The following is a 22,943-nucleotide window of genomic DNA, read 5'->3' on the forward strand; positions in this document are numbered from 1 at the left end:
TCAGAAGGACTTCTTGGTTTCGATCAACAGTTGCAGGGAATCGATGTCGTTGCTCCGGTTCAGCGGCATCGCCAGATCGATGTGCAGGACATTGCCCAGACCGGATCGGGCACTGCCCAGTCGCAAGCCGATGCCTACATCCGAGAGCCAGCCCGAGGGCGCCGCTGCATATTGATCCTGTCCCCACGCACGGCCGGTATCGAAGAACACCGCGCCGCCGACGTTCACCAGCTTGAGCGGTTGCCAGTTGCTGTAGAAGCGTTCCTCCAGCGTCACCAGTGCGTTGGTCTTACCCGCCTGATAGCGCAATGGGTATCCGCGCAGACCGTTGTCGCCGCCCAGCAAGAGCTGCTTTTCTGGATCGAGGTTGGAAGTGATCGACGCCGTGACCGATGCGAAGAACACCCGGTGCTCGGACTGGCGCAGATAAAAGCGGCTGTTGGCGTCGAACACGCCGTCGGCGACCGTGCCGCCTTCCAATCGTCCGTGCCAGCCCAGGCTGTTGATGAGATAGCGCTCATGATCGAGATCGACGCCTGCCGCCAGCTCGCCACTCAAGATGAAGGCATCGCGCGTCGAGCCGAACGCGGTGCTGGCGAAACCCGCTTCGAATCGGGCGCTGCGACCCAGATGGACGTCTTCGGTCCGGCCGATCTGATCCAGATTGCGCGTGCTCAGATAATTGTCTTCGAGCATCTCGATACCGACCCAGGGATACGCCACCGTGCGATCGTCAGGCAGCGCCACGTTGGGCTCGTTCAGGCGCGTCGTGAATGAGCGCTCGTCGTAGCGAAAGCCGCCGAGATATCGCGTGGTCCAGCCATCGTGCAGACCGGATGAAATACCGCCGCCGACTTCGAACAGGCGCTCGCCCATCTCGAACCGTTCGATACGTTTACCGAGCGAGTAACGTGAGATGGCGCTGTCGACGTCGGAGGCGCCGATATTCGCGCTCCATCGAGAATCGAGTGCATAAAATGGCCGGGACAAGCCCAATGCTTTTTCCGTGCCGTCGCTCATCGAGGAATACGCGGTGGAGAGCGTCCACCAGCTGCCGAACAGATGCGGATCGACATAGGTCAGGCGCCAGGCGGTGCGATCGACGTCGCTGGTGCGCTCCATTGCCACTTGTTTGCCCAGTCCGAGGAAGTTGCTGTCAGCAAACTTCAATCGCGTGTTGTTCTCGCCACCTTTGCGGCCGAAAGAAAAGCCGGGGCTCAATGTCCAGACGTCATGAACCCGCACCTCGACATCGACCGTATTGTCCTCGTTGTAGCGGACCACGGTGACCGAGGCTTCATTGAGATAACGCTGATCGCGCAGCAGGCGTGCTGTTTCATCGAGCACGCGACGGTGAAAGGGTTCGCCGCTTTGAAACAACAATTGTTGACGCACCGTTGCGTCGTGCGTGGCAATGTGCAAACCGTTGACGACGCGATAGGGCGCGGACAGCGATGTTTTGTCTCCTTCGAACACGTCGTCGATGCGAACATCGATGCGGCCGATTTTCGCGCCGCGCTTCTCGAGCTCGGCGTCCGGCGGCAACTGCGATTGATCGAGCGCGAGTCGGCCGGGAAGCATTGCGACCACGGTGTCGCTTGCGTGGGTCATCGATGCGACGAACAAGGTCGACGCAGCCGTCGTGATCGCAATCGTAGTGAAGCGTCGCATCGAGCCCCCATCGCCGCCGCTTCCAGGCCGCGATGATTCGCGTCCAGCCCGGCGCTCAGTGGGTTGGACGCGTGGGGGCGCTCGAATCAATCGGCGCGAGCTCGATGCCGATCTCGTCCGACTTTGTTTGATAGCGACGCAGTTGTGTGGTCGCAAGCACCGTGGTCAATGCCACATCCGCGTCGAGGCCCGCAATCGAACCACGCAGCTTCACTGCTTGCGCGGCCGCTTGGGCTTGCGGCGTGGAATAAACCAGATGACGGCCGGTCTCGCGCGCGATCCATTGCAGGAACAGCGCGAGCGATTGATTGTCGATGTCGAAGTCGGGCGCCGCTTGTTCCGCCCAATCCCAGTGAGGATCGGTGGCGGTGAGCGCGCCGCGGGTCAGTTCGCCCGCGGTCGTCAATCGCAGTACCTGGCCCGCTTCGCCGGTGCTCGAACTGTTCGAGCTGGTCACGCGCACGCGACCCTCGCGAACGCTGACGACCATCGCGTCGGCATGCGCCCGCACTTCATATTGAGTGCCGAGGTGCTGGACCGATCCGGCCTTCGTATCGACTGTCAGAGTGTTGGCGCCACGCAGGCTCGGAGGCGAGTCGATATATACAGCGCCAGCGGCCAACGTGATGCGATCGGTCGCGTCGACGGTGAGCTGAGTGTCGTGATCGAGCCGCAACGACAGCCCGTCCGGGAAAGAAACGGCGGCCCGCGACTGCGCGTCGGTTTGCATGCGGTCGCCGACGTGAATGAGCTGCCCGACGTTGCGAGGCTGGACGGTGCTGTCGCCATCGCTCGCCAGCAGATGACCGTCGATGTTTGCAATGCTGGCCACCTGCTCGGGCGCCGGCGTCAGGTATCGATAGCTGAAAGTGGAGACCAATACAGCCAGCACTACACCCGCGGCGATCCGCCAGGCAACGACCCGTTGCTGGCGCTTGCGTTGTTGAACGATGGTGAGCCATTCGGCGTGCACGGCCGACATGACCTCGCTCGCCGTGGCGGCGGAAGGTTCGTCGCGTGCGCCAACCTCTCGCAACAGCGCTTCGATGCTGGCATCGTTAGACTCGGGTTCGTTGGGTACCGTCGTCATGGCGCTACTTTCTCATACCGGCGAGCACATCGCTCGCAGTCGAACCGAATACTGTTTCCAGGGCCTCGCGGAATGCCGTGCGGGCGCGGGCCAGCAGCGATTGCGCCGCTATGTGGCCGACGCCGAGCAGCTCGCCGATCTCCTCGACGCTGCGTCCCTCGATATATTTCCATTCCAGCACATCGCCATAGCGCGATGGCAGCCGATCCAGGACCGATTGCACCAGCCGGCGGGTCTCGGCGGTGCCATACCCTTGCATGGGCTCGTCCGAGGCGGGCGCGGCTATGGATTCCAGCGCTTCGCGCAGGCCCGGAGTGTCGTCGATCAGCACGACATTTTGATGATGCCGCTTGTGAGCGCGCAGATAGTCCGCGATCTGCCGCCGGCAGATCTGGCACAACCAGCTGAACAGCGCCGCCTCGCCGCGGAACCCGGCCAGGCCGCGCATTGCTTTGACCAGCGTTGCTTGCACCACTTCTTTACAGGCCTCGGCGTCGTTGCCCAGCCGAGGCAGGGCGAACCGGTAGACTCGCGGGAAATAAGTTTCGAAAAAGCGGCGAAAAGCGGCCTCGTCGCCGCTCAACATGGCGGCAATCAGGGCGCTATCGGTGCTTTGTTCTGAGCTCACTCGGTCAGTAAGACGGGCAATGGCGACAAATCAATCGCTGCTCACTCGCTGCCGCCACCGCGGCGGCAGCCGGCAATCAGGTCCAGGCGCCGATCATAAGCCTGGTTGCGCGTCTCGGCCGCTCCCAGCACGGTGTGATAGAAAAAATCATGACTGACCGGCAACTTGGCCTCGGTGCTCAGGCAGTCCGGCCGGAGCTGGGTGCGTCGGACATAACCTTCCGAGGTCCACATCAGCATGGGCACCTGCTTCTGCGCCTCCGGCGCAAATGCGTAGGGCATGCCGTGTAAGTAAATGCCGTTCTCGCCCAGCGACTCGCCGTGATCGGAGACATAAAGCAGCAGGCTGTCGATCTTCGAGCTGGCCTCGCGCAGCATCCTTATCTGACTGGCGAGGACATGATCGGTGTAAGCAATCGTGTTGTCGTACGCGTTGGTGATTTCCTGCTGGCTGCAATGCTGGAGCTGATTGGAGCGACAGGCCGGCCGGAAGCGCTCGAACTCCGGCGGATAGCGCTCGGAGTAGAACGGGCCGTGACTGCCTTTCTGATGAAACACGATCACGGTGTCGTGCTCGATCTTGCGCAGGGTCTGCGGCAGGTCGTCGAGCATGACGGCGTCGAAACAGTTCGCATCGGTGCAATAGCGTCGGTCGGGCTTCTGGTTGTAATCGACATTGGTCACACGGGCGCAGACGCCTTTGCAACCCGAGTTGTTGTCGCGCCATTGCACGTCGAAGCCGGCCTGAACCAGCGAGTCGAGCAGGTTCTTGTAGCGGCCGGCCTCATCGACTTTGAACCCGGTGCGCGGCAGGTGCGAGAACAGGCACGGCACCGAGATGGCCGTCGAAGTGCCGCACGACGACGTGTTCGAGAAATAAGTGATGCCGGAGATCTGCTTCAGCTCGGGATTGGTCTCGCGACCATAGCCGCCCAATTGGAAGTTCGCGGCCCGCGCGGTTTCACCAATGACCAGGAACAACACCAGCGGCTTGGCCGAAGTCGCCGCCGTGCGCTCGACCTTCCCTGCGGGGTCGATCAGCGGTTCGTTGGCTCGTGACTCGCGGCTACCGGCGAGCAGGCCGGTCATGCTGACGATCTGCGCGATCGGATTGAGCGTGTAGCGAATGGGCTTGTGCTCGCGAAAGAAGGTGGCGTAGTCGGCCGAGTTGGCGAACACGCCCGCGAACGCCACACCGAGTCCAGCGACGATTGCTATCGCGCGTCGGCTGAGTTGCGAGCGCCAGCTCGTCGCGGGCAAACGAACCCGCCACAACAGCAACGCCGGCAGTACTCCGAGTAACACAACATGCAACGCCAGGTCCGCGTTCATCAGCGCGCCGACCTCGGCGCGGTCGGTCTGGATCACGTTGCGCATCATTTCCTGATTCATGATGGCGCCGTACTCGCTCATGAAGTACGCACCGAACGCGGCGGCGACGAACATCAGGCTGGCGGCTACGCGCATTACCCGTCGAGTTGGCGACAACAGCAACAACAGCGCCAGCACGACCCACGCGAGGACGCCCAGCGACGCCATGAACAGCACCGAGCCCACATTCGGATGCCACATGGCCTGAGCCGACAGTTCCCAGAAGCGGACGTTGTACAGGACCAGCCAGATGAAGGAGACGCCAAACGCGAAGGCGATATCGGAAGAGCAGGGAATGCCAGCGGCCCAGCGCTCGCGCAGACGGATCGACAAAGACAGCGGCGCGGCCGAAACGTGTTGAGTTTGCATCGCTTCGTTGGACGTTCGTCCGTGAAGCGATCAATCGAACAAAAAATTCGCGAAATCGCGATTGGTTTTTGTCCCAGGGGTCGTCCAACCCAGATTTGCGGTCGGCCAGTGCATAATTACCGCGGCAATGAGGGCAAGAACGAATGACGCAGGCGAGTTGGGTGCAGGGAGTGTTCCGTGTGGGTAGTCACAGCACGCGCGACGTCCGGCTCGACCTTTTCTGGCTGTTGGGGCTTGGGTTGCTACTCATTGCGACGGGCATCGGGCTGCGCGACCCCTGGCCCGCCGACGAGCCGCGCTTCGCCTTGATCGTGCGCGACATGGTGGCGACCGGCGATTGGCTGTTGCCACGCGTCGGTGGCGACGTTTATGCCGACAAGCCGCCGCTGTTCTTCTGGCTGATGGGGCTGTGCCTCACGGTCATCGGTTCCCTGCGCATCGCCTTTCTGGTGCCCTCACTGCTGAGCGGCCTTGCGTGCCTGCTGCTCATCTACGATCTCGGCCGTCGTCTGTGGAATCGCGAGACGGGGCTGGCCGCCGCGCTGGTCCTGCTGCTGACAGTGCAATTTGTCTGGCAAGTGCGTCAGGCGCAGATCGATGCGACCTTGTTGTTCTGGGTCGTGCTCGGTCTGTATGGCTTGGTCCGCCACTTATTACTTGGGCCCGCCTGGGGCTGGTACGCGGTGGGTTGGGCGGCGGCCGGATTTGGTGTGATCACCAAAGGCGTCGGCTTCCTGCCGTTATTGATCCTGATTCCGTTTGCAGCGATGCGCGGCCCGCGTTGGTCGCCGCGCATGCAAAGCTCGAGCGTCGCGTTGTGGTTCATCGGGCCGGTGGCGTTCCTGCTCGCGGTGAGCACGTGGCTGGTGCCGATGTTGCTGGCGGCCAATGCCGATCCGACTATCGCGGCGTATCGCGACGAGATTTTGTTTCATCAAACCGTCGGGCGTTACACCGATGCGTGGCACCACCGCGAGCCGTTCTGGTATTTCCTCGTTCAGGTGATTCCGGGGCTGTGGCTGCCGCTCACCCTGTTATTACCATGGCTCGTGCCTCAATGGCGCAAGGCGTGGCAAGCGGGTGACTTGCGGATTGGGTTGCTCACGGCTTGGGTCGTGCTGGTGGTATTGTTCTTCAGCTTCAGCAGCGGCAAGCGTGGCGTTTATGTTCTGCCCGCGGTGCCGGCGCTGGCGCTTGCGACCGGCCCGTATCTGCTGGATCTGCTTCAGCGTCGCGGCGTGCAGCGTGCGATGTTTGTTTTAGCCGCGGTGCTCGCCACGGTTTGTTTGCTGGGCGCGATCTACGTGCAGATCCGGCCGGACCGACGTCTGGAGATGATCTCCAGTTATGAGATCGACGTGTTCGGTCCGTTGCTGTTGATCGGCATTGCCGGTGCGTTGGTGTGCGCGTTCACGAAACCCGCGCGAGGTGTGCTTGCGTACGCCGGTTTGCTTGCCGTCACGTTGCTCACGGTGAGTTACTGGGTCAACCCGGCGATGAATACGGCGCGCTCGGGCGCGGCCTTTATCAAACGCGTCGAGCAGATCGACGATCCGACCGCCGAGCTCGGCTTCGTCGGCTTCAAGGAGCAATATTTGCTCAACGTGCATCGACCCATCGTTCATTTCGGGCACGCGCGTTGGCGCGAGGCCGATCAAGAGGCGGCGGACGCGGCGCTGTGGTTGAGCGGTTCAGGGAGTCGCCAGCTGGTCGTCAATGATTACGCGCGGAAGCTGTGCTTTGCCGATACGGCCAGCCAGTCCCTGGGAGAAGCCAATCGCTCGGAATGGTTCATCGTGCGAGGCAAGCCCGACGGGAAGTGCGTGGCCCGAGGCAAAGCGGCGGCGCTGTATCGCTATGCGCCGCCACCGCGTGCCGCGGACTAAATCAATTCGTTTGAATCGCCACGACACCGCAAGCGATGCGGTCGCCGGAGTTGCCTGACGGCTGCGTCGTGTAGTCGTCGGGCTTGGCATGCACCACTATGGCCTTGCCGAGAATGTCGTTCGGCTGGCCCGTCTGCAATGAAACTTCGGCATTGTCGATGCTCACCTCGGCCACGCCTTGCGCATCCGACTTCACGTTCAGCATGTCGCCGGCGTGATGCGGTGGGGCCTGCGGGTTGCCATGGTTCTGGCTGCCTGGATTGAAATGAGCGCCGGCGCTGGTCGCGTCGGGCGCGCTGCAATCGCCCTTCTCATGAAAATGAAATCCAAACTCGCTGTCGGGCTTCAGGCCCTGCACCATGCCTGAAATTTTTACGCCCGTGCCCGCGGCGGTAATTTTCAACGCGCCGTTGGCGGTGTTGCCTTGAGTCGGTGAGAGCTTCACTGCCGCGCCCGCGGTGGCCTCAGCAGTTGCTGTGGTCTCGGGTTCGGTAGTTGTCGCAACGGAAGGTCCGTCACCTGCGGGCGGTGGCGCCGTGGTCGCGGGCGGGGCGTGCTCTTTTTGACCACAAGCAGCGAGCAACAAAGCGGCGGCGACAAGGCTGGCGTATTTTTTCATTGGAGCAAGACCTCGCGTGTATGAACCGAGGTAAATCCGTGACGCATCGGTTGCGTTCCGTCGCATCGCGCTCGCGATGCCAGTCTTCGCCGCTGGTCTCGCGCACTCGCAGGCTGCAGCAAACAATCTGGAAGAAGTCGTCGTCACCCGCCGGGCCGGCGTGGAAGAAATCCGCAAGGTGGAAGTGAGCTACGCCGTCACCACCATCGGCGGTGAAGCGCTGCGAATGGATGCGCCGCTCGGTGTCGCCGATGCACTAGGCTCGGTGCCGGGCTTCTGGGTTGAATCGCCAATCTGTTGAAGCTGCCTTCGTACGATGTGCTGTTTGCATGCGGCCGCGCCGACGCCCGATCTCATCCTTCGCGACACCATTACCGATAAAGCCTATCGCACCTATCGTCTGCTCCCGTTCGACGTCCCGGACGGTATCCAGGCCCTGGAGATTCGCTTCGATTACACGGGCCGGGACGCACGGACGACCATCGACGTAGGCTTGCTCGGTCCGGGCGAGAAGTTCGATATCGAGTTCCGGGGCTGGAGCGGTGGAAATAAACGTTCGTTCACGCTCTCGGCGAGCGACGCGACGCCGTCTTATCTTGCCGGTCCGGTGACGCCGGGCAAATGGCAACCGCTGCTCGGCGTGCCAAACATTCGCAATGGCCAAACCACCGAGTTCACCGCAGAGGTTTATTTCCAGCGCAATAACCCGGCGCCACTCAAAGCCGAAGCCGGCTGGTATCGCGGCGACCTGCACATGCACAGCGCTCACAGCGACGGGAACTGTGCGAGCAAGAGCGGCGACAAGCGCGTGCCGTGTCCATTGTTTCTAACGCTGGACGCCGCCGCCAACCATGGCCTCGACTTCGTGGCCTTCACCGACCACAACACCATCTCGCATATAAAAGAGCTGACGGCCCCGCAGCCATACTTCGACAAACTATTGCTAATCCCCGGCATGGAGATGACCACCTTCCAAGGCCACGCCAACGCCTTCAACCTCCGCGAGCCCGTCGACATCCGTGTCAGCAGCAAGGAAGTCCCTGACTGGAACACTCTGCTCACGGAAGCAAAGAACAAAGGCGCACTGGTCTCGATCAATCATCCGCGAGTGCCAACCGGCGAGGCCTGCATGGGCTGCGGCTGGTCGCCGAATCCACCGGCCGACCTGTCGCTGGTGCAAGCCGTCGAAGTCGTGAACGGCAACGACATCGAGAGCCCGATCACCGGCATTCCGTTCTGGCACGAACAACTACAGAAGGGCTATCGCCTGACCGCGATCGGCGGCAGCGACACGCACGATGTAACATCGAAGAACGTTTCTCCGCCGCAGGGACGCATCGGCGTGCCGACGACCGTGGTCTACGCGAAAGAGTTGAGCATCGACGCAATCATGGAAGGCATTCGCGCCTGCAACGTATTCATCGACGCCGCTGGCTCGCGAGATCGCAAGCTCGAGCTAAGCGCCACTTATAAGCAGACCGTCGCGATGGGCGGCCAGCTATCGGTGCCAGCAAAGCAATCCGTGACATTCACCGCGCGCATCGAGCAGATGACCGGCGGCACCGTCGAAATCATTCGCGCCGGCAACATCACTCGACGCACCGGCATCCCCGCGGCGAAGCACACCTGGTCGTTTGAGGAAACATCGGACGGCCAGCGCCATTGGATTCGGATCGACGTGCGTGACGCCGACGGCAAGCTGGCACTGCTCGGCAACCCGATCTACGTGAACTGACGCGGCAACTCAGCGCCTACGGCTTCCGCGTAGTCGCGGCCGCTATGTGATTGATTCTCTGACGATCGTCGCCGGGCTTTACGGAGGAGTGCAGGAACGATTCGCCGGGTTGCGACGTTGCCATTTTTAGGAGACGCCGACGCAAATCGAAACGAAGATGTTGATATTGGTAGTAGAGGACGAGCCCATTTGCGCGCTGAGCACGGTTGCCGAGCTGGAGCACGCCGGACATAAAACACTGGGGCCTGCCGCCACCCTGGAAGAAGGCCTGGAGCTGGCACGCACCGGCCATCCCGCCTTAGCCCTCATTGATATCGATCTGATGCACGCCGGCGATGGCGTTGAATTGGCAAAGCGCCTGCGCGAGTTGCATGTCGCCGCGGTGTTCGTCAGCGCTCAGCATCCGTCGGCATTCCAGAATCAGCATCTGGCGCTGGGCTTCATTGGTAAGCCCTACAACCCGGCGGACCTGCCGCCGAGCATCGAGATCATCTCGGCGATTCTGGAAGGGAAGCCAGCGCCCGAGGCATCGATACCGCGGGCGCTGCAGCTGTTTCATTAGAAGATCATTCAGCCGAGTTCTGCGACACCTTGGCCGGCGGGGCGGTCGGCGCGTCGCTCTCGTTCACATAGCGATAGCGAACCACACCGTAGAGCATTTCGTCCCAAGTCTGCTGACCCCACGGTACCTCTCGATTGGGATCGGGGTTCGCTTTGTTCTGCGCCGAGTTGTCCCAGGTCGTGTGATGCGTGACCTTGGTGCCGGCGGGCAGCAGCTTCGGTGTCTTCAGCTCGTATGTGGTCTGCCAGTTGAAGTCGTAGTTCGGCACTGACAGCAACGTTTCAGTGCGCCCATCCGGATAGGTCGCGATGAAGTCCGACGCCTTGCCACGGAAATGCGAGTGCGGCAGCAAGTTGTAGACGATCACGTCGTGGTCGAACGTCTTCGAGGCCGACTCGGTGTGCTCCTTGGTATTCGCCGGAATCTTCAGGCGCGGGTTGAGCAGCACGGCGCTGCGCATCTGGTATTGAGGCGCATCCTTCCGGAAGTACAGACCCATGCGGCTCACGTCGCGTGCGGGCTTGCCGCTCACGGTGTAGTGCATCTGGAAGAAGAACTTCGCGTCCTTCTTGATCAGCACGCCCGTTTCAGCAGGCAACAGCATCGGGCCGGCACCCGGCACGTAACCGCCGAGACTGCCGCCATCGCGCACGCTCTCCGCATTCGATCCCATGGTCGCGATGATGTGATGGAGCACGGTGCGATCGCCCGGCTGGAAGTCGACAGCGCGGACCCACACGTCATGACCGAGCGGGTTGTCGGCACTCGGCATCTGATACGGAATCACGCCCGTCGCCGGCACATCGAACGCCGGAATCTCGACGATCAGGTCCGGCTCGCCGAGCGCCCACTCCGGCCATTGTTTCTTCAGGTCCTTCAGCGGATCGCTGCCACCGCCGCGCGGCGAGCCTGCTTCGATCCAGTGCACGAGCTTCTTGATCTCGTCCTTGCTTAGGGAACGATCGTTGGAGAACACGTTGTAGTGCGGATCGGCGTGCCACGGCGGCATGCGCTCGGTGCGCACCACTTCGCGAATCATCGGGCTGAAGCCTTTGATCATGTCGTAGCTGGTCATCTGCCACGGACCGATGCCGCCCTGACGATGACAAGTGACGCAGTTGTCGATGAGCATGGGCGCAATGGTCTTCTCATAAGAGATGTTCGCATGCGCCTGTTTGCGATCGGCTTCGGGGAATTTCAGATCGCAGCCTTTACCTTTGCTGGCGTCGACCTGTGCGGTTTTCACCGGCGTCGCGTTGATGACCGCGTCGAGCGCGTTGGCCGCATACGGCGTGCCGCCGGCGGATACCGGGCCGCGATACGCAACTTTCCAGCCTTTGGTGTTGATGACCAGCAATTCGCCGTTGCGCTTCAGGCCCAGCGATTCGCCGATGATCTGAGTTTCATCGAGCAGGATGGGCAGGTCGATGCCTTGCGCCTTCGCTTCCTTCTCGATGGCGTCGCGCGTGTCGGCGAGGTTGGAGTTGATCATCAACAACTCGACGCCTTGCGCGCGGTATTTGTCTCGCAGCGCCTGCATCTCCGGCAGTGACTTGCGAACGACCTCGCAGCCATTGCCTTGTGCCATCAGCACGACGGCTTTCATGTCCGAGAGGTAATAGAGCTGGCGCGACGCGCCGGTGTGATCGAGCAGGCGGAAGTTATCGACCGTATCGCCCGGGCTGAGCGCCAGTGCGGGGCCGATCGCGCCGGAGAGTGCCAGGGTCGTTGCGATACCGAGCAGCTTGGATCCTTGCTTCACGCGCATTGAGTTCACCCCTCTTGCCTATGACTGCCCTGTCCCCGCCTTGCGGGCGGGGACGGAATATTCTCCAGGCAGTCTGCGTCCGTGCCCGCGCGGGTGTCTATCCGCGCGCGGCCCAAATGTCACGAATGAATGTTAAGAATCTTTGCACTTCTGTAACGGCGAGTTTCCATGCCGTCAGGCGGAATTACTCCCGAGGCGCGGCGAGCGATTCGCGTTTGATGACCGAGCCGCGGAGGATGACGCGGTCGATGCTGGTCCAGGCGCGCATCGTTTCCAGCGGGTTCGCGGTCAGTAGCAACAGGTTCGCCACCTTGCCCGCTTCGACCGTGCCGTACTCTTTGTCGAGGCCGAACTGCCTGGCGTTGTTGATCGTGCCGGCACGGAAGATCGCAGGTAACGGAACGCCGGACTGCGCCATCATGCGCATCTCGCGATAGGTGTCGTAACCGGGCTGTGCGCCGAAGGTCGGTGCGGAGGGCGTGTCGCTCCCGAGCAGCAGCGGGTGGCCGAGATCGTTGAGATATTTGGTGGCGCGCATGCCATACGAGCTGATGACCATGTACGTGTGCATGGCCTTCATGTCCGGCACACCGCCCATGAATTTGCGCGTTTCTTCCTTGAACCATTGGCCCGCTGGCGTCGCATACCAAGCGAGCAACGCGGGCGGCACCACCTTCGCGTACGCCGGATCTTTCAACGTGTCCTCGCGAAACAAATCCGCCAGCCCGGCGATGACTCGTAGCGTCGGTTGATAACCGATCTTCTTCGCATGAACATCGCGCAGATGCGCGGCGATGGCGGGCGGCAAGCCTTGATCGGTGGAGTATTCATTCCAGTTCCACAAGCCGTGTGCGATCACGTCGACCTGCGCCTCGACGGCGATACGCTGCATATCGATGGCATTGGCATGCGCGATCAGTAACAAGCCGCGCTTGCGGGTTTCGGCGCGCACCCGCTGCAATGTTTCTTTGCTCATGATCGGCCAGAAGCTGGCGGGGCCGAAGCCGTCCTCGATGAAGATCTTGATACAACGGACGCCGCTGCTTGCGAGCTTGCCGATGATGGCTTCGGGCGTGTGCTGAGCCGCGTCCGCGCCGGCCGGCAGCGGATGTTTCTCGGCGTTGGCGGGCTCGTAGATATAGTCGGGAAAGGCGTTATATCGAACGGCTGGGTCTGGAATGAACGCTGAAGGGTAGCCATCGAGCGAGATCGCCGCTCCACAACGATACAAATCGGGATGCTGAGGCTGCGCCTCGAACGCGGCGACGGCATCGGGCGAGCCGAGCAGATTCAGCACCTGCGTGACGCCGTAATAGAGATAGCTGCGCGGCTGCTGGCGCGTGTAGGCGTCGCGTAGTGGCGCCATCGCCGGATCTGACTCCGCGCCGAAGGGAAAGCCAGGCACCTCGCCGACGTGGACATGCGAGTCCATCAGGCCGGGCGTGAGAAACTTGCCCTTCCCGTCGATCCGAGTGGCGCCCGAGGCAGCGCTGACCGGCTTCGAGCTGACGGAGACGATCCGTCCATCGCGGATCAGGACGTTCTGCTTGGGTTGAGGCGCGGCGAACTGGGGCGAAACGACCGTGACCTGCTCGATCAGCAGGTCGGCGGCCTGCGCCGGGACCACGATCGCGGCCAGAATCCCGAATGCCAGACGGGTCATCACGCCGGCCTTTTGACTTCCTTTCACGATGACTGACTCCTGAGCGACAGGCCGGGCACGCGGAATGCGCTGAACCGGCGGAGAACGAGACGCCTGGCGGACCGCCCGGTCGCCCGATTCTGCGCGATCGAGCTCCCAAAGGCAGCGGCCGGGGCCGGTTTACGCGTTCGGCGAGACCCTTTAGGGGGGATTTTGCGGCTTGTTTACGGCGGCAATTGCTGACATTTTGTCTGAGTATTAGAATGAGCTTCCCAAGTCGCCGGCCAGGGTTTTCGTGACACAAGAACAGGTAGTTTCGTCGGGCCGCCACGCTGCGGCAGGCAAGGTCCCAAGCGCGTCCGGTCACGCCCGGCGCAGGGGTGTCGGTTTGGCAGGTCGATGGCTGATGGGAGTGCTCGTGGTCAATAGTCTGGGTGCGTCGGTGGCTGGGGCGGTGGAAGCCCGCCGCGGTGAGTTCGGAACGCTGGCCGATGGCCGCAAAGTCGAATCGGTCGAGCTGGCCAATGCCAAAGGCATGTCGGTGCGCATCCTCGCGCTCGGCGGGGTCATTCAACAGCTGCAGGTGCCGGACCGCCACGGCAAATCGGCCGACGTGGTGCTCGGCTATGCCACTGCTCAACAGTATGTGGATCAGCCGCAGTACTTCGGCGCGACGGTCGGCCGTTATGCCAACCGCATCGCCGCCGGCAAGTTCTCGCTGGACGGCAAGCAGTATCAGCTCGAGATCAACGACGGCCCCAATCACCTGCACGGTGGCAAGCGCGGGTTCGACAAAGTGATCTGGAAGATCGAATCTGTCAGCGCTGGCTCGCCCGCCCGCGCGGTGCTCACTTATACGAGTGCCGATGGCGAAGGCGGTTACCCCGGCAAGATGCAGGTGACCGCGACCTACACGCTCAACGACAAGAACGAGCTGGGCATCGAGTACCGCGCGACGACGGACAAACCGACCATCGTCAACATCACCAATCACAGCTACTTCAATCTGGCGGGCGAAGCGACGCCGACCGATGTCTTCGGTCATCGCCTGACTTTGTTCGCGAGCAAGTACACGCCTGTGAACGACACGTTGATTCCCACGGGTGAGCGTCGCGCTGTCGCCGGCACGGTGTTCGACTTCACCAAACCTCACACCATTGGCGAGCGCATTCGTGACGGTCGTGACGAGCAGCTGCGCATCGGTCGTGGCTACGATCACAACTACATCGTCGATGGTGAAGCGGGGCAGCTGCGACCGGCGGCGCGCGTCGAAGAGCCGCAATCGGGTCGCGTGCTGGAATTGCTCGCGAGCGCGCCGGGCGTGCAGTTCTATTCGGGAAATTTCCTGGACGCCACCAGCACCGGCAAGAGCAAGCGCGTGTACCGGCAGGGCGACGGCTTCTGTCTGGAGCCGCAAGTGTTTCCAGACTCGCCGAACCGCAGCGACTTTCCCAACGCGCGCCTGAACCCCGGTCAGACGTACGTGAACACCCTGGTGCTGCGTTTCTCCGCCGCTCCCTAAGCTTTCGAACCAGACGCTTCAACAATGAGCTCATCCAATTCCAACCCGTCCGCCTCGCGTTGTCTGCGCTCGCGCGCCTGGTTCGACGATCCCGCCAACGCGGACATGACCGCGCTGTACCTGGAACGGTACATGAACTTCGGTCTGTCCCTGGCGGAACTGCAATCGGGCAAGCCCATCATCGGCATCGCGCAGACCGGCAGCGATCTGTCGCCGTGTAATCGTCATCACATCGTGCTGGCGGAGCGTGTGCGCGAAGGCATTCGCGAAGCGGGCGGCATCGTGCTGGAATTTCCGGTGCACCCGATTCAGGAAACCGGCAAGCGCCCGACCGCGGGCCTGGATCGCAACCTTGCGTATCTCGGCTTGGTGGAAGTGTTGTTCGGCTATCCGCTCGACGGTGTCGTGCTCACGATTGGCTGTGACAAAACGACGCCTGCCTGTTTGATGGCGGCGGCCACGGTGAACATGCCGGCGATTGCGCTGTCGGTCGGGCCGATGCTCAACGGTTGGTACAAAGGCGTGCGCACGGGATCGGGCACCATCGTGTGGCGCGCTCGTGAATTGCTCGCGGCCGGCGAGATCGACTATCAGGGCTTCATCAAACTCGTGGCCTCGTCGGCGCCGTCGACCGGGTACTGCAACACCATGGGCACGGCGACGACGATGAACAGCCTCACCGAAGCGCTCGGCATGTCGCTGCCCGGCTCAGCTGCGATTCCCGCGCCGCTGCGTGATCGGCAGGAGTGCGCGTATCTCACGGGCAAACAGATCGTCGAAATGGTGTGGGCGGACCGCAAGCCGTCGGACATCCTCACTCGCGACGCCTTCATCAATGCGATCCGCGTGAACTCCGCGATCGGCGGCTCGACCAACGCGCCGATTCATTTGAATGCGCTGGCGCGACACATCGGCGTCGAGCTGACCATCGACGATTGGCAGAAGTACGGCCTGGATATTCCTTTGCTCGTGAACCTGCAGCCGGCGGGTGAATATCTCGGCGAGGATTACTATCGCGCGGGTGGTGTGCCTGCTGTTGTGGCGGAGTTGATGCGTCAGGGCTTGATCAATGAGAAGGCGCTGACGGTGAACGGCAGCTCGCTCGGCGACAACTGCCGTGATGCCACCATCGTCGATACGAAAGTCATCAAGCCGTTTGCGGAACCGATGAAGACGCGCGCCGGCTTCACGGTGCTGCGTGGAAATCTGTTCGACTCGGCGATCATGAAGACCAGCGTGATCTCGGACGAGTTCCGTGCGCGCTATCTGTCGAATCCGAAAGACCCGGAAGCGTTTGAAGGCCGCGCGATTGTGTTCGATGGTCCGGAGGACTATCACGCCCGCATCGACGACCCGTCGCTGGGCATCGACGAAAACACGATGATGTTCATGCGCGGCGCGGGCCCGATCGGTTATCCGGGCGCGGCGGAAGTGGTGAACATGCGTCCGCCGGTGAACTTGATCAAAGCGGGCATTCACAATCTGCCGTGTATCGGTGACGGCCGGCAGTCAGGCACGTCGGGCTCGCCGTCGATCTTGAATGCTTCGCCGGAAGCGGCGGTGGGCGGCGGTCTCGCGCTGTTGAGGTCGGGCGATCGCGTGCGCATCGACCTGCGCAAAGGCGAAGCGAACATCTTGATCAGCGACGAAGAGTTGAACCAGCGCCGTCAGGCATTGAAGGACGCGGGCGGCTACCCGATTCCCGCGAGCCAGACGCCTTGGCAGGAAATGCAGCGCGCGGATATCGGCCAGGCCGAGACGGGCGCGGTGCTCGAGTCGGCGGTGAAGTATCAGCGCCTCGCCCAGACGAAGGGCGTGCCGAGACACAACCACTAATTTCAGTTCGTACATGCTCCCGCGCGAGGTACCCTTGCGCGGGAGTTTTTCATTTCTGAGGGAAAGAACATGGCTGAAGCATGGCGAGTCATCGCTCGCGAGGAGCGGGATGAACTGGGCGAGGGGCCGCTGTGGTCGGCCAAGCACAACGCCATCTTCTGGGTCGATATCCTTTCGCACTTCCTCTATCGCTACTCACTCGCCGACGGTGCTGTGAAGCGCTGGACTTTGCCAGAGCGGATTGGGTGGGCGGTGGAGCGTCGGGAGCGAGCGGGGTTCATTGCCGGACTGCAGAGTGGGTTCTACGAGCTGGATCTCGAGCCGTTCGCCCTTCGTCAGATCGTCGATCCGGAGCCTCAGTATCCGGGGAATCGATTGAACGATGCGAAGGTGGATCGGCACGGTCGCATCTGGGCGGGGACGATGGATGCGGCCATCGTCGAGGCGACGGGGTCGTTGTATTGCTTGTCCCCGGATATGAGCGTTCGTCGTGTGGACGAGGGCTATAAAGTGACTAACGGCCCTACGTTTAGCTCGAATCAGGAGTTCATGTATCACACGGATTCGGGGCGGGGCACGGTGTATCGATTCGATCTGTCGCCGGAAGGGGAGCTCAGCAATAAGCAGGTGTGGCTGAAGTTCAGTGCCGATATGGGATCGCCGGATGGGATGACGGTGGATGCCGAAGGTTTCGTATGGATCGCCCACTGGGGCGGCTCGCGGATCAGCCGCTGGTCGCCGGATGCGAAGCTCGATCGGGAGATCCGATTGCCCGCGCCGCAGATTACTAGCATCACGTTTGCGGGGCCGGCGCTGGACCGGATGTTTGTTACGTCTGCGGCTAAGGGATTGGACCGGAGCAAAGAGACGTTTGCTGGATGTTTGTTTGAGATCGATACCGGCGGTGTTCGTGGGTTGCCGCCCGGTCTGTTTGCTGGTTGAGTTTGGTTCGGAGGCGTTCACGCGCGAATGCGCAGTTGACGCGGAGGCGGTGCCGGGGAGGAGATTCCCCACCCCGGCGCTGCGAACCACTGAGCCTCTGGCTCTTACTCGACCGCGACCACCACCACCGACTTCGGCGGCAGCTCAACGCGCAGCTCATTCCCCTTCTTCGACGCCTTGAATGGAGCAGGCTTCACCGACTCAGGCTTATCGAACGTATTCCGCGCATCAAGCGCGTTGGCGGTCAAAATGCGACCGCTCGCCGACTTGAAATTCACACCACTGATCTTCGTCGACACAGAAGCGCTCTTATTCGGGTCGACGTTCGTAAAGGCAATCTGCAACTTACCAGCAGCGTCACGCGCAGCGGACACAGACACCTGCGGCAGCGACCACTCACCGCGTGAATACGTTGGCGACTGAACTTCCGCAGGCAGGGAAGTAGCACCCTGGAACGGGATATACATCTCGAACACGTGATACGTCGGCGTAAGTGTCATCTTCTCCTTATCGGTGAGGATCATCGCCTGCAACACATTCACCATCTGCGCAATATTCGCCATCTTCACCCGATCCGCGTGGCGATGAAAAATATCTAGCGTCAGCGACGCGACCAGCGCATCACGCAAAGTGTTCTGCTGATACAGGAACCCCGGGTTGCGGCCCGCCTCCGGGTCGTACCAAGTGCCCCACTCGTCGACGTACAGACCGACCTTCTTGTCCGGATCGTACTTATCCATGATGGAAGAGTGCTTCGACACCAGCTCCTCCATGCGGACCGCATGGTTCAACGTTGAAGCCCACGCATCTTCAGTGAACCCAATCGAAGGACCCTTGTTCTCCCAACGTCCAGGGAAGGTGTAGTAGTGCAGCGAGTAAGCGTCCATATGCTTCGACGCCTGCGACAACATCACTTCCGTCCAGTGATAGTCATCGACATTCGCACCGCTCGCGATCTTCAACGGACGATTGTCACGGGGTGCCTTCACGAACGTCGCGAACTGCTTGTAGAGATCCGCGAAATATTCCGGCCGCATATTGCCGCCGCAACCCCACGTCTCATTACCCACACCGAAATACGGCAACCGCCACGGCTTCTCGCGACCATTCTTACGACGCATTTCAGCGAGCGTCGATTTCGTATCGGAGGTGATGTACTCAACCCACTCCGCCATTTCCTGCGGGCTGCCCGAGCCGACGTTGCCGGACACATACGCATCGGCACCGATCAACTCAGCGAAGTCCAGAAACTCATGCGTGCCGAACGAGTTCGGCTCTTCCACCGCGCCCCAATGCGTATTCACTTTCACCGGTCGCTTGTCGCGGGGGCCGATGCCTTCGCGCCAGTGATATTCGTCAGCGAAGCAGCCGCCGGGCCAACGCACCACCGGCACTTTCAACTTCTTCAGCGCCGCGACCACATCGTTGCGATAGCCGCGCGTATTCGGAATGGACGAGTCTTCACCCACCCAGATGCCTTCGTAAATGCCATGGCCCAGATGTTCCGCGAACTGGCCATACAGATTGCGATCGATCTTGGCGCCCGGCTTATCGGCCTGAATGGTCACCGAGACGGCAGCTGATTCAGCGGCGCCGGCGGAAAAAGGAACGAAACTGAGCGTCGCCAGACCGAGCGCGGCGGTCAGGCGGAGGGCCCCCTGAAGAATCGGCATCTTGTTGTCCTCTATTCGATGAAGGGATCGACGACGGAGCGCCGGCCGCACATGAATGCATCGGCGACCAGGCGGAAGGCGGCGAGATCGACGTCCAGTCGACGCTCGCGAACCAGCGGGGCGAAACGCGCGTATAGATTCGCGTATTCGCGATCCGGCGCAGACACCGTTTGTTTGCCGTCGACGTGCATGACCGAGCCGCCTTTGGAAAGCAGCAAGCGACCGTCGTCGGTCTCGATGTCGATGTCCCAGCTCTGCGGGCCGGTCTGGCGGAAGTCGAATTCCGCTCGCACCGGCAAGCCGCCCGGACCTTGCAAGGTCAGCTCGGCGGCGATGGGCGTTTCACAATTCGAGGGGAAGTGCAGCTCGGCGTCCTTCAACACCAACGGCTGCGGCAGGATGCGAGTGATGATGGACAGCGCGTTGATGCCAGGATCGAACACGCCGAGGCCGCCGGCCTTCCAGATCCACGCCTGGCCCGGGTGCCACACGCGCACATCTTCCTTCCAAGTCACCTGCACGCTGCGAATCGTTCGACCGGCAAGCCACTCGCGCGCCGGCTCGACGGCCGCAGCTTCACGCGAATGCCAGGTAGCAAACAAAGCGAGCTGCCGTTGTTGGGCCATGTCCACGAGCCCCGCGACTTCGTTCAACGTCGCGCCCGGCGGCTTCTCGAGCATCACATGTTTGTTCTGTTCGAGCGCATAGCGCGCGATCTCATAACGAACCTGCGGCGTACAACACAACGACACCGCTTCGATCTCCGGATGCTCGCGCAACAGGGTCTCGATGTTCGGATAGCTCGGCGTGCCATCGAGCTTGTTGTGCGGACTCGCGACGGCGACCAGGTGATAGTTCGGATTGGCCGCCAGCGAAGGCAGATGTTGATCGCGCGCGATCTTGCCCAGGCCGATGATGGCGAGTTGGATCGGGCTCATGAGTTACAACGCCTTCACAGCCACGGCAGGCGATTCGAAACGTTTCAGCGGATTGCGCAGCGGCACACGGAACGGCGGCGCTTCGATCTCGAACACATCGCCTTCTTTCGTTTGAATGCCTTCGGAGAACGACAGCGTGGCTGTGCCGAAGAAATGCACGTGCACGTCGCCGGGCCGACGGAACAAACCATATTTGAAATGATGATGTTCGAGGTTCGCGATGGTGTGCGACATGTTGGCTTCGCCGGTGAGGAACGGCTTTTCCCACAGTGTCTTGCCATCGCGGAGCACGCGGCTCATGCCGCGCACGTCGGCCGGCAACTCGCCGACCAGCAGCTCCGCGCCCAATGCGGCATGACGCAGTTTGGAATGCGCCAGCCACAAATAATTGCCACGCTCGGTGATGTGATCCGAGAACTCGTTGGCCAGACAGAAACCGATGCGACGCGGATTGCCCGCGGCGTCGATGAGATAGATGCCCGCGATCTCCGGCTCTTCGCTGCCGTCGAGCGCGAAGTCAGGCGAGGGCAGGGCCTCGCCTGGGGCGACCACGCAAGAGCCGTCGCCCTTGTAGAACCATTCGGGCTGCACGCCGACCTGGCCGGCGGCGGGCTTGCCGCCTTCCAGGCCCATGTTGAACATGCGCATCGAGTCGGTGAGCGTGCCGCCGGCCGCGGCCTTGTGCATCTTGTCGCGACCTTCGGCCGAGCCGAGATGCGTGAGGCCGGTGCCGGTGAGATACAGGTGCGCAACGTCCGGATGATCGATCGGAGCGAGCAGACGATTCCACGTCTGCAGCTCCTCCAGATCGAGCCGTTCGTCGGAGAGCCGCGCGGCCACGCATTTTTCCAGCGAGGTGCCGCCGTTCAGCGCGGTTTGCGCCAGCTGATAAGTGCTGACGCAATCTTTCACTTTACGAGCGACGCCGTTGTCGTCGATGGCGGCCACGAGGCGCTGCCCGTCAGCAGCGCGCACCTGTATCAAACGCAAACTCATTTACTAGCTCCGGCCTGATAAACGCCGTCGAGACGATGCGGCGTGGAAGATTGAGCGCCGCGCTTCAGGACCGAAGGCAACAACGCATCGGGGAGATCCTGGTAACACACCGGGCGCAGGAAACGTTCGATGGCGAGCGTGCCCACCGACGTCGTGCGGCCATCGGAGGTCGACGGATACGGACCGCCGTGAACCATGGCGTGCGACACCTCGACACCGGTCGGCCAGCCGTTCGCGAGAATGCGGCCCACCTTGCGTTCCAACGTCGGAATGACGGCGAGCGCCAGCGCGTAGTCTTCTTCAGTGACGTGCAACGTGGCAGTGAGCTGACCTTCCAGCTTTTCCAACGCGTCGACCAGTTCGGCTTCGTTCGCGCAGCGGACGATGACCGACGACGCGCCGAACACTTCCTCGGCGATCTGGTGAGTCAGCGCACTGGCGTTAACGGAGAACAGAGCACCACGGCCGCAGTTCGCGCCGGCGGTATCCGCGCCACGAGCAATCGTCTTCACACCCTTCTGATTGGCGAGACGATCGACGCCTTTCTGGAACGCGTCGTAAATGCCGGCGGTCAGCATGACCTGAGGTGCCGCACCACCGAGTGCAGCGGCTGCGGAGGCGATGAATGTATCGACGTGCGGGCCTTCGAGCGCGAACACCAGGCCGGGATTCGTGCAGAACTGACCCGAGCCGAGCGTGAGCGACGCGACGAACTCTTTGCCGAGCGCTTCGGCGCGAGCGGCGAGCGCACCGGGCAACAACAGCACCGGATTCACACTGCTCATTTCAGCGTAGACAGGAATCGGCTCGGGGCGAGCCGCGGCGATCTTCATCAACGCCACGCCACCACCGCGCGAACCCGTGAAGCCAACGGCTTTGATGCGCGGATCCGCGACGAGCGCCGCGCCCAATTCGCGCTTATCGCCATTCAACAGCGAGAACACACCCGGATGCAGGCCGCACTGAGCGACGGCTTCGCTGATCGCCTGCGCCACCAACTCGCTCGTGCCCGGATGGGCCGAGTGACCTTTGACGATGACCGGACAGCCGGCCGCGAGTGCGGAGGCGGTGTCGCCACCGGCAACCGAGAACGCGAGCGGAAAGTTGCTGGCGCCGAACACAACGACCGGGCCGAGCGGCACTTTGCGCTGACGCAGATCCGCGCGCGGCAACGGCTTGCGATCAGGCATCGCAGGATCGATGCGCACGCCCTGCCAACCCCCTTTGCGCAACTCATCCGCGAACAAACGCAGCTGACCCACAGTTCGGCCGCGCTCACCCGTCAGTCGCGCGAGCGGCAGACCGGACTCGGCATTGGCGCGCTCGAGCAGCTCATCGCCCAACGCCAGGATGCGTTCGCCGATGGTCTCCAGAAATTTCGCGCGCGTTTCATTGTCGAGCGCGCGGTATTGATCGAAAGCTTCGCTGGCCAGTTGGCAGGCGCGCTCCACCTCGGCACTGCCGGCCGAGCTGAAGGGCGGGTCGATCAACGAGGCGGTGGTGGGGTTCGCTGCGCGAAAGGTTTGCGAGGTCGCGACACGTTCGCGACCGATGAAGAGCTGACCGGTCAGGGGCATGGGAGATTCTCCGCCTAAACTTATCCGTCGATTTACTCAGACATTATCCCAGTTGCGCCCTGGCCGGCAATCGGCAGGGCGCACCGGGGGTGAGGTAGCGTTAACAACGCCTGCGGCAT

The 22,943-nt window shown here is 62.0% G+C and carries 18 protein-coding genes; 7 read left to right on the top strand and 11 right to left on the bottom strand.

Annotated elements, in window-relative coordinates; all coding sequences use genetic code 11:
• From ACFPN2_RS17180 to ACFPN2_RS17195, 4 genes are read right to left on the bottom strand one after another with little or no spacing between them, the layout of a single operon-like run.
• A complete protein-coding gene (locus ACFPN2_RS17180) occupies nucleotides 1–1,671 on the bottom strand; it encodes a BamA/TamA family outer membrane protein (protein WP_380598658.1) in 1,671 nt (556 codons plus the stop codon).
• A 55-nt stretch (nucleotides 1,672–1,726) separates the two neighbouring features.
• Complete coding sequence (locus tag ACFPN2_RS17185; protein ID WP_380598660.1) at nucleotides 1,727–2,761, bottom strand: FecR domain-containing protein; 1,035 nt, start codon at nucleotides 2,759–2,761, stop codon at nucleotides 1,727–1,729.
• Nucleotides 2,762–2,765: 4 nt separating this feature from the next.
• Entirely contained in the window at nucleotides 2,766–3,389 is a 624-nt protein-coding gene (locus ACFPN2_RS17190; RefSeq protein WP_380598662.1) for an RNA polymerase sigma factor, read from the bottom strand.
• Nucleotides 3,390–3,430: 41 nt separating this feature from the next.
• Entirely contained in the window at nucleotides 3,431–5,128 is a 1,698-nt protein-coding gene (locus ACFPN2_RS17195; protein ID WP_380598664.1) for a phosphoethanolamine transferase, read from the bottom strand.
• A gap of 143 nt (nucleotides 5,129–5,271) precedes the next feature.
• On the opposite strand from ACFPN2_RS17195, the gene ACFPN2_RS17200 reads away from it, so the two are divergent.
• Nucleotides 5,272–7,014 (top strand): ArnT family glycosyltransferase, encoded by a 1,743-nt coding sequence (locus ACFPN2_RS17200; RefSeq protein ID WP_380598666.1) that lies wholly within the window; start codon nucleotides 5,272–5,274, stop codon nucleotides 7,012–7,014.
• A gap of 1 nt (nucleotide 7,015) precedes the next feature.
• On the opposite strand, the gene ACFPN2_RS17205 is transcribed toward ACFPN2_RS17200, so the two are convergent.
• Nucleotides 7,016–7,459 (bottom strand): superoxide dismutase family protein, encoded by a 444-nt coding sequence (locus ACFPN2_RS17205; protein WP_380598668.1) that lies wholly within the window; start codon nucleotides 7,457–7,459, stop codon nucleotides 7,016–7,018.
• Between the two features lie 250 nt (nucleotides 7,460–7,709).
• Between ACFPN2_RS17205 and ACFPN2_RS17210 the strand changes: the two genes are divergently transcribed.
• The 3 genes from ACFPN2_RS17210 (at nucleotide 7,710) to ACFPN2_RS17220 (ending at nucleotide 9,930) form a co-directional block, all read left to right on the top strand.
• Nucleotides 7,710–7,934, top strand: a complete 225-nt coding sequence (locus ACFPN2_RS17210; RefSeq protein WP_380598670.1) for a hypothetical protein — start codon at nucleotides 7,710–7,712, stop codon at nucleotides 7,932–7,934.
• 15 nt (nucleotides 7,935–7,949) lie between these two features.
• Nucleotides 7,950–9,368 carry a CehA/McbA family metallohydrolase gene (locus ACFPN2_RS17215; RefSeq protein WP_380598671.1) on the top strand — a complete coding sequence of 473 codons (1,419 nt, stop codon included), beginning with the start codon at nucleotides 7,950–7,952 and terminating at the stop codon, nucleotides 9,366–9,368.
• Nucleotides 9,369–9,525: 157 nt separating this feature from the next.
• Nucleotides 9,526–9,930, top strand: coding sequence for a response regulator (locus ACFPN2_RS17220; protein WP_380598673.1), 405 nt, complete (start codon nucleotides 9,526–9,528; stop codon nucleotides 9,928–9,930).
• Between the two features lie 4 nt (nucleotides 9,931–9,934).
• On the opposite strand, the gene ACFPN2_RS17225 is transcribed toward ACFPN2_RS17220, so the two are convergent.
• Together ACFPN2_RS17225 and ACFPN2_RS17230 are read right to left on the bottom strand one after the other, a co-directional pair.
• Entirely contained in the window at nucleotides 9,935–11,698 is a 1,764-nt protein-coding gene (locus ACFPN2_RS17225) for a redoxin domain-containing protein (protein ID WP_380598675.1), read from the bottom strand.
• A 184-nt stretch (nucleotides 11,699–11,882) separates the two neighbouring features.
• Nucleotides 11,883–13,388: an amidohydrolase family protein gene (locus ACFPN2_RS17230; RefSeq protein WP_380598677.1), complete on the bottom strand. Its 1,506-nt coding sequence runs from the start codon at nucleotides 13,386–13,388 to the stop codon at nucleotides 11,883–11,885.
• 358 nt (nucleotides 13,389–13,746) lie between these two features.
• Between ACFPN2_RS17230 and ACFPN2_RS17235 the strand changes: the two genes are divergently transcribed.
• The 3 genes from ACFPN2_RS17235 (at nucleotide 13,747) to ACFPN2_RS17245 (ending at nucleotide 17,640) form a co-directional block, all read left to right on the top strand.
• Nucleotides 13,747–14,862 (top strand): aldose epimerase family protein, encoded by a 1,116-nt coding sequence (locus tag ACFPN2_RS17235; protein ID WP_380598679.1) that lies wholly within the window; start codon nucleotides 13,747–13,749, stop codon nucleotides 14,860–14,862.
• 24 nt (nucleotides 14,863–14,886) lie between these two features.
• Nucleotides 14,887–16,698, top strand: coding sequence for an IlvD/Edd family dehydratase (locus ACFPN2_RS17240; RefSeq protein ID WP_380598681.1), 1,812 nt, complete (start codon nucleotides 14,887–14,889; stop codon nucleotides 16,696–16,698).
• A gap of 69 nt (nucleotides 16,699–16,767) precedes the next feature.
• On the top strand, nucleotides 16,768–17,640 hold the full coding sequence (locus ACFPN2_RS17245; RefSeq protein WP_380598683.1) for an SMP-30/gluconolactonase/LRE family protein: 873 nt from the start codon (nucleotides 16,768–16,770) through the stop codon (nucleotides 17,638–17,640).
• Between the two features lie 104 nt (nucleotides 17,641–17,744).
• On the opposite strand, the gene ACFPN2_RS17250 is transcribed toward ACFPN2_RS17245, so the two are convergent.
• The 4 genes from ACFPN2_RS17250 to ACFPN2_RS17265 are packed head-to-tail and all read right to left on the bottom strand — an operon-like array spanning nucleotide 17,745 to nucleotide 22,824.
• On the bottom strand, nucleotides 17,745–19,313 hold the full coding sequence (locus ACFPN2_RS17250) for an alpha-N-arabinofuranosidase (protein WP_380598685.1): 1,569 nt from the start codon (nucleotides 19,311–19,313) through the stop codon (nucleotides 17,745–17,747).
• An 11-nt stretch (nucleotides 19,314–19,324) separates the two neighbouring features.
• Nucleotides 19,325–20,251, bottom strand: coding sequence for a Gfo/Idh/MocA family protein (locus ACFPN2_RS17255; RefSeq protein ID WP_380598687.1), 927 nt, complete (start codon nucleotides 20,249–20,251; stop codon nucleotides 19,325–19,327).
• 3 nt (nucleotides 20,252–20,254) lie between these two features.
• Nucleotides 20,255–21,247, bottom strand: a complete 993-nt coding sequence (gene araD1, locus ACFPN2_RS17260) for an AraD1 family protein (protein WP_380598689.1) — start codon at nucleotides 21,245–21,247, stop codon at nucleotides 20,255–20,257.
• The gene (locus ACFPN2_RS17265; RefSeq protein ID WP_380598691.1) at nucleotides 21,244–22,824 is read right to left on the bottom strand and encodes an aldehyde dehydrogenase (NADP(+)); all 1,581 of its coding nucleotides are present in this window, start codon (nucleotides 22,822–22,824) and stop codon (nucleotides 21,244–21,246) included. The genes araD1 and ACFPN2_RS17265 overlap by 4 nt, the downstream gene beginning before the upstream one ends.
• Nucleotides 22,825–22,943: the final 119 nt, after the last annotated feature.

The sequence above is a fragment of the Steroidobacter flavus genome (assembly GCF_042651805.1).
GTDB lineage: Bacteria > Pseudomonadota > Gammaproteobacteria > Steroidobacterales > Steroidobacteraceae > Steroidobacter > Steroidobacter flavus.

Excerpts from the sequence above, each read along its gene's own strand:
- ACFPN2_RS17180 (WP_380598658.1), bottom strand. The coding sequence starts at position 1,671 with ATGCGACGCTTCACTACGATTGCGATCACGACGGCTGCGTCGACCTTG.
- ACFPN2_RS17185 (WP_380598660.1), bottom strand. The coding sequence starts at position 2,761 with ATGACGACGGTACCCAACGAACCCGAGTCTAACGATGCCAGCATCGAA.
- ACFPN2_RS17195 (WP_380598664.1), bottom strand. The coding sequence starts at position 5,128 with ATGCAAACTCAACACGTTTCGGCCGCGCCGCTGTCTTTGTCGATCCGT.
- ACFPN2_RS17200 (WP_380598666.1), top strand. The coding sequence starts at position 5,272 with ATGACGCAGGCGAGTTGGGTGCAGGGAGTGTTCCGTGTGGGTAGTCAC.
- ACFPN2_RS17210 (WP_380598670.1), top strand. The coding sequence starts at position 7,710 with ATGCCAGTCTTCGCCGCTGGTCTCGCGCACTCGCAGGCTGCAGCAAAC.
- ACFPN2_RS17215 (WP_380598671.1), top strand. The coding sequence starts at position 7,950 with ATGTGCTGTTTGCATGCGGCCGCGCCGACGCCCGATCTCATCCTTCGC.
- ACFPN2_RS17220 (WP_380598673.1), top strand. The coding sequence starts at position 9,526 with ATGTTGATATTGGTAGTAGAGGACGAGCCCATTTGCGCGCTGAGCACG.
- ACFPN2_RS17225 (WP_380598675.1), bottom strand. The coding sequence starts at position 11,698 with ATGCGCGTGAAGCAAGGATCCAAGCTGCTCGGTATCGCAACGACCCTG.
- ACFPN2_RS17235 (WP_380598679.1), top strand. The coding sequence starts at position 13,747 with ATGGGAGTGCTCGTGGTCAATAGTCTGGGTGCGTCGGTGGCTGGGGCG.
- ACFPN2_RS17240 (WP_380598681.1), top strand. The coding sequence starts at position 14,887 with ATGAGCTCATCCAATTCCAACCCGTCCGCCTCGCGTTGTCTGCGCTCG.
- ACFPN2_RS17245 (WP_380598683.1), top strand. The coding sequence starts at position 16,768 with ATGGCTGAAGCATGGCGAGTCATCGCTCGCGAGGAGCGGGATGAACTG.
- ACFPN2_RS17250 (WP_380598685.1), bottom strand. The coding sequence starts at position 19,313 with ATGCCGATTCTTCAGGGGGCCCTCCGCCTGACCGCCGCGCTCGGTCTG.
- ACFPN2_RS17255 (WP_380598687.1), bottom strand. The coding sequence starts at position 20,251 with ATGAGCCCGATCCAACTCGCCATCATCGGCCTGGGCAAGATCGCGCGC.
- araD1 (WP_380598689.1), bottom strand. The coding sequence starts at position 21,247 with ATGAGTTTGCGTTTGATACAGGTGCGCGCTGCTGACGGGCAGCGCCTC.
- ACFPN2_RS17265 (WP_380598691.1), bottom strand. The coding sequence starts at position 22,824 with ATGCCCCTGACCGGTCAGCTCTTCATCGGTCGCGAACGTGTCGCGACC.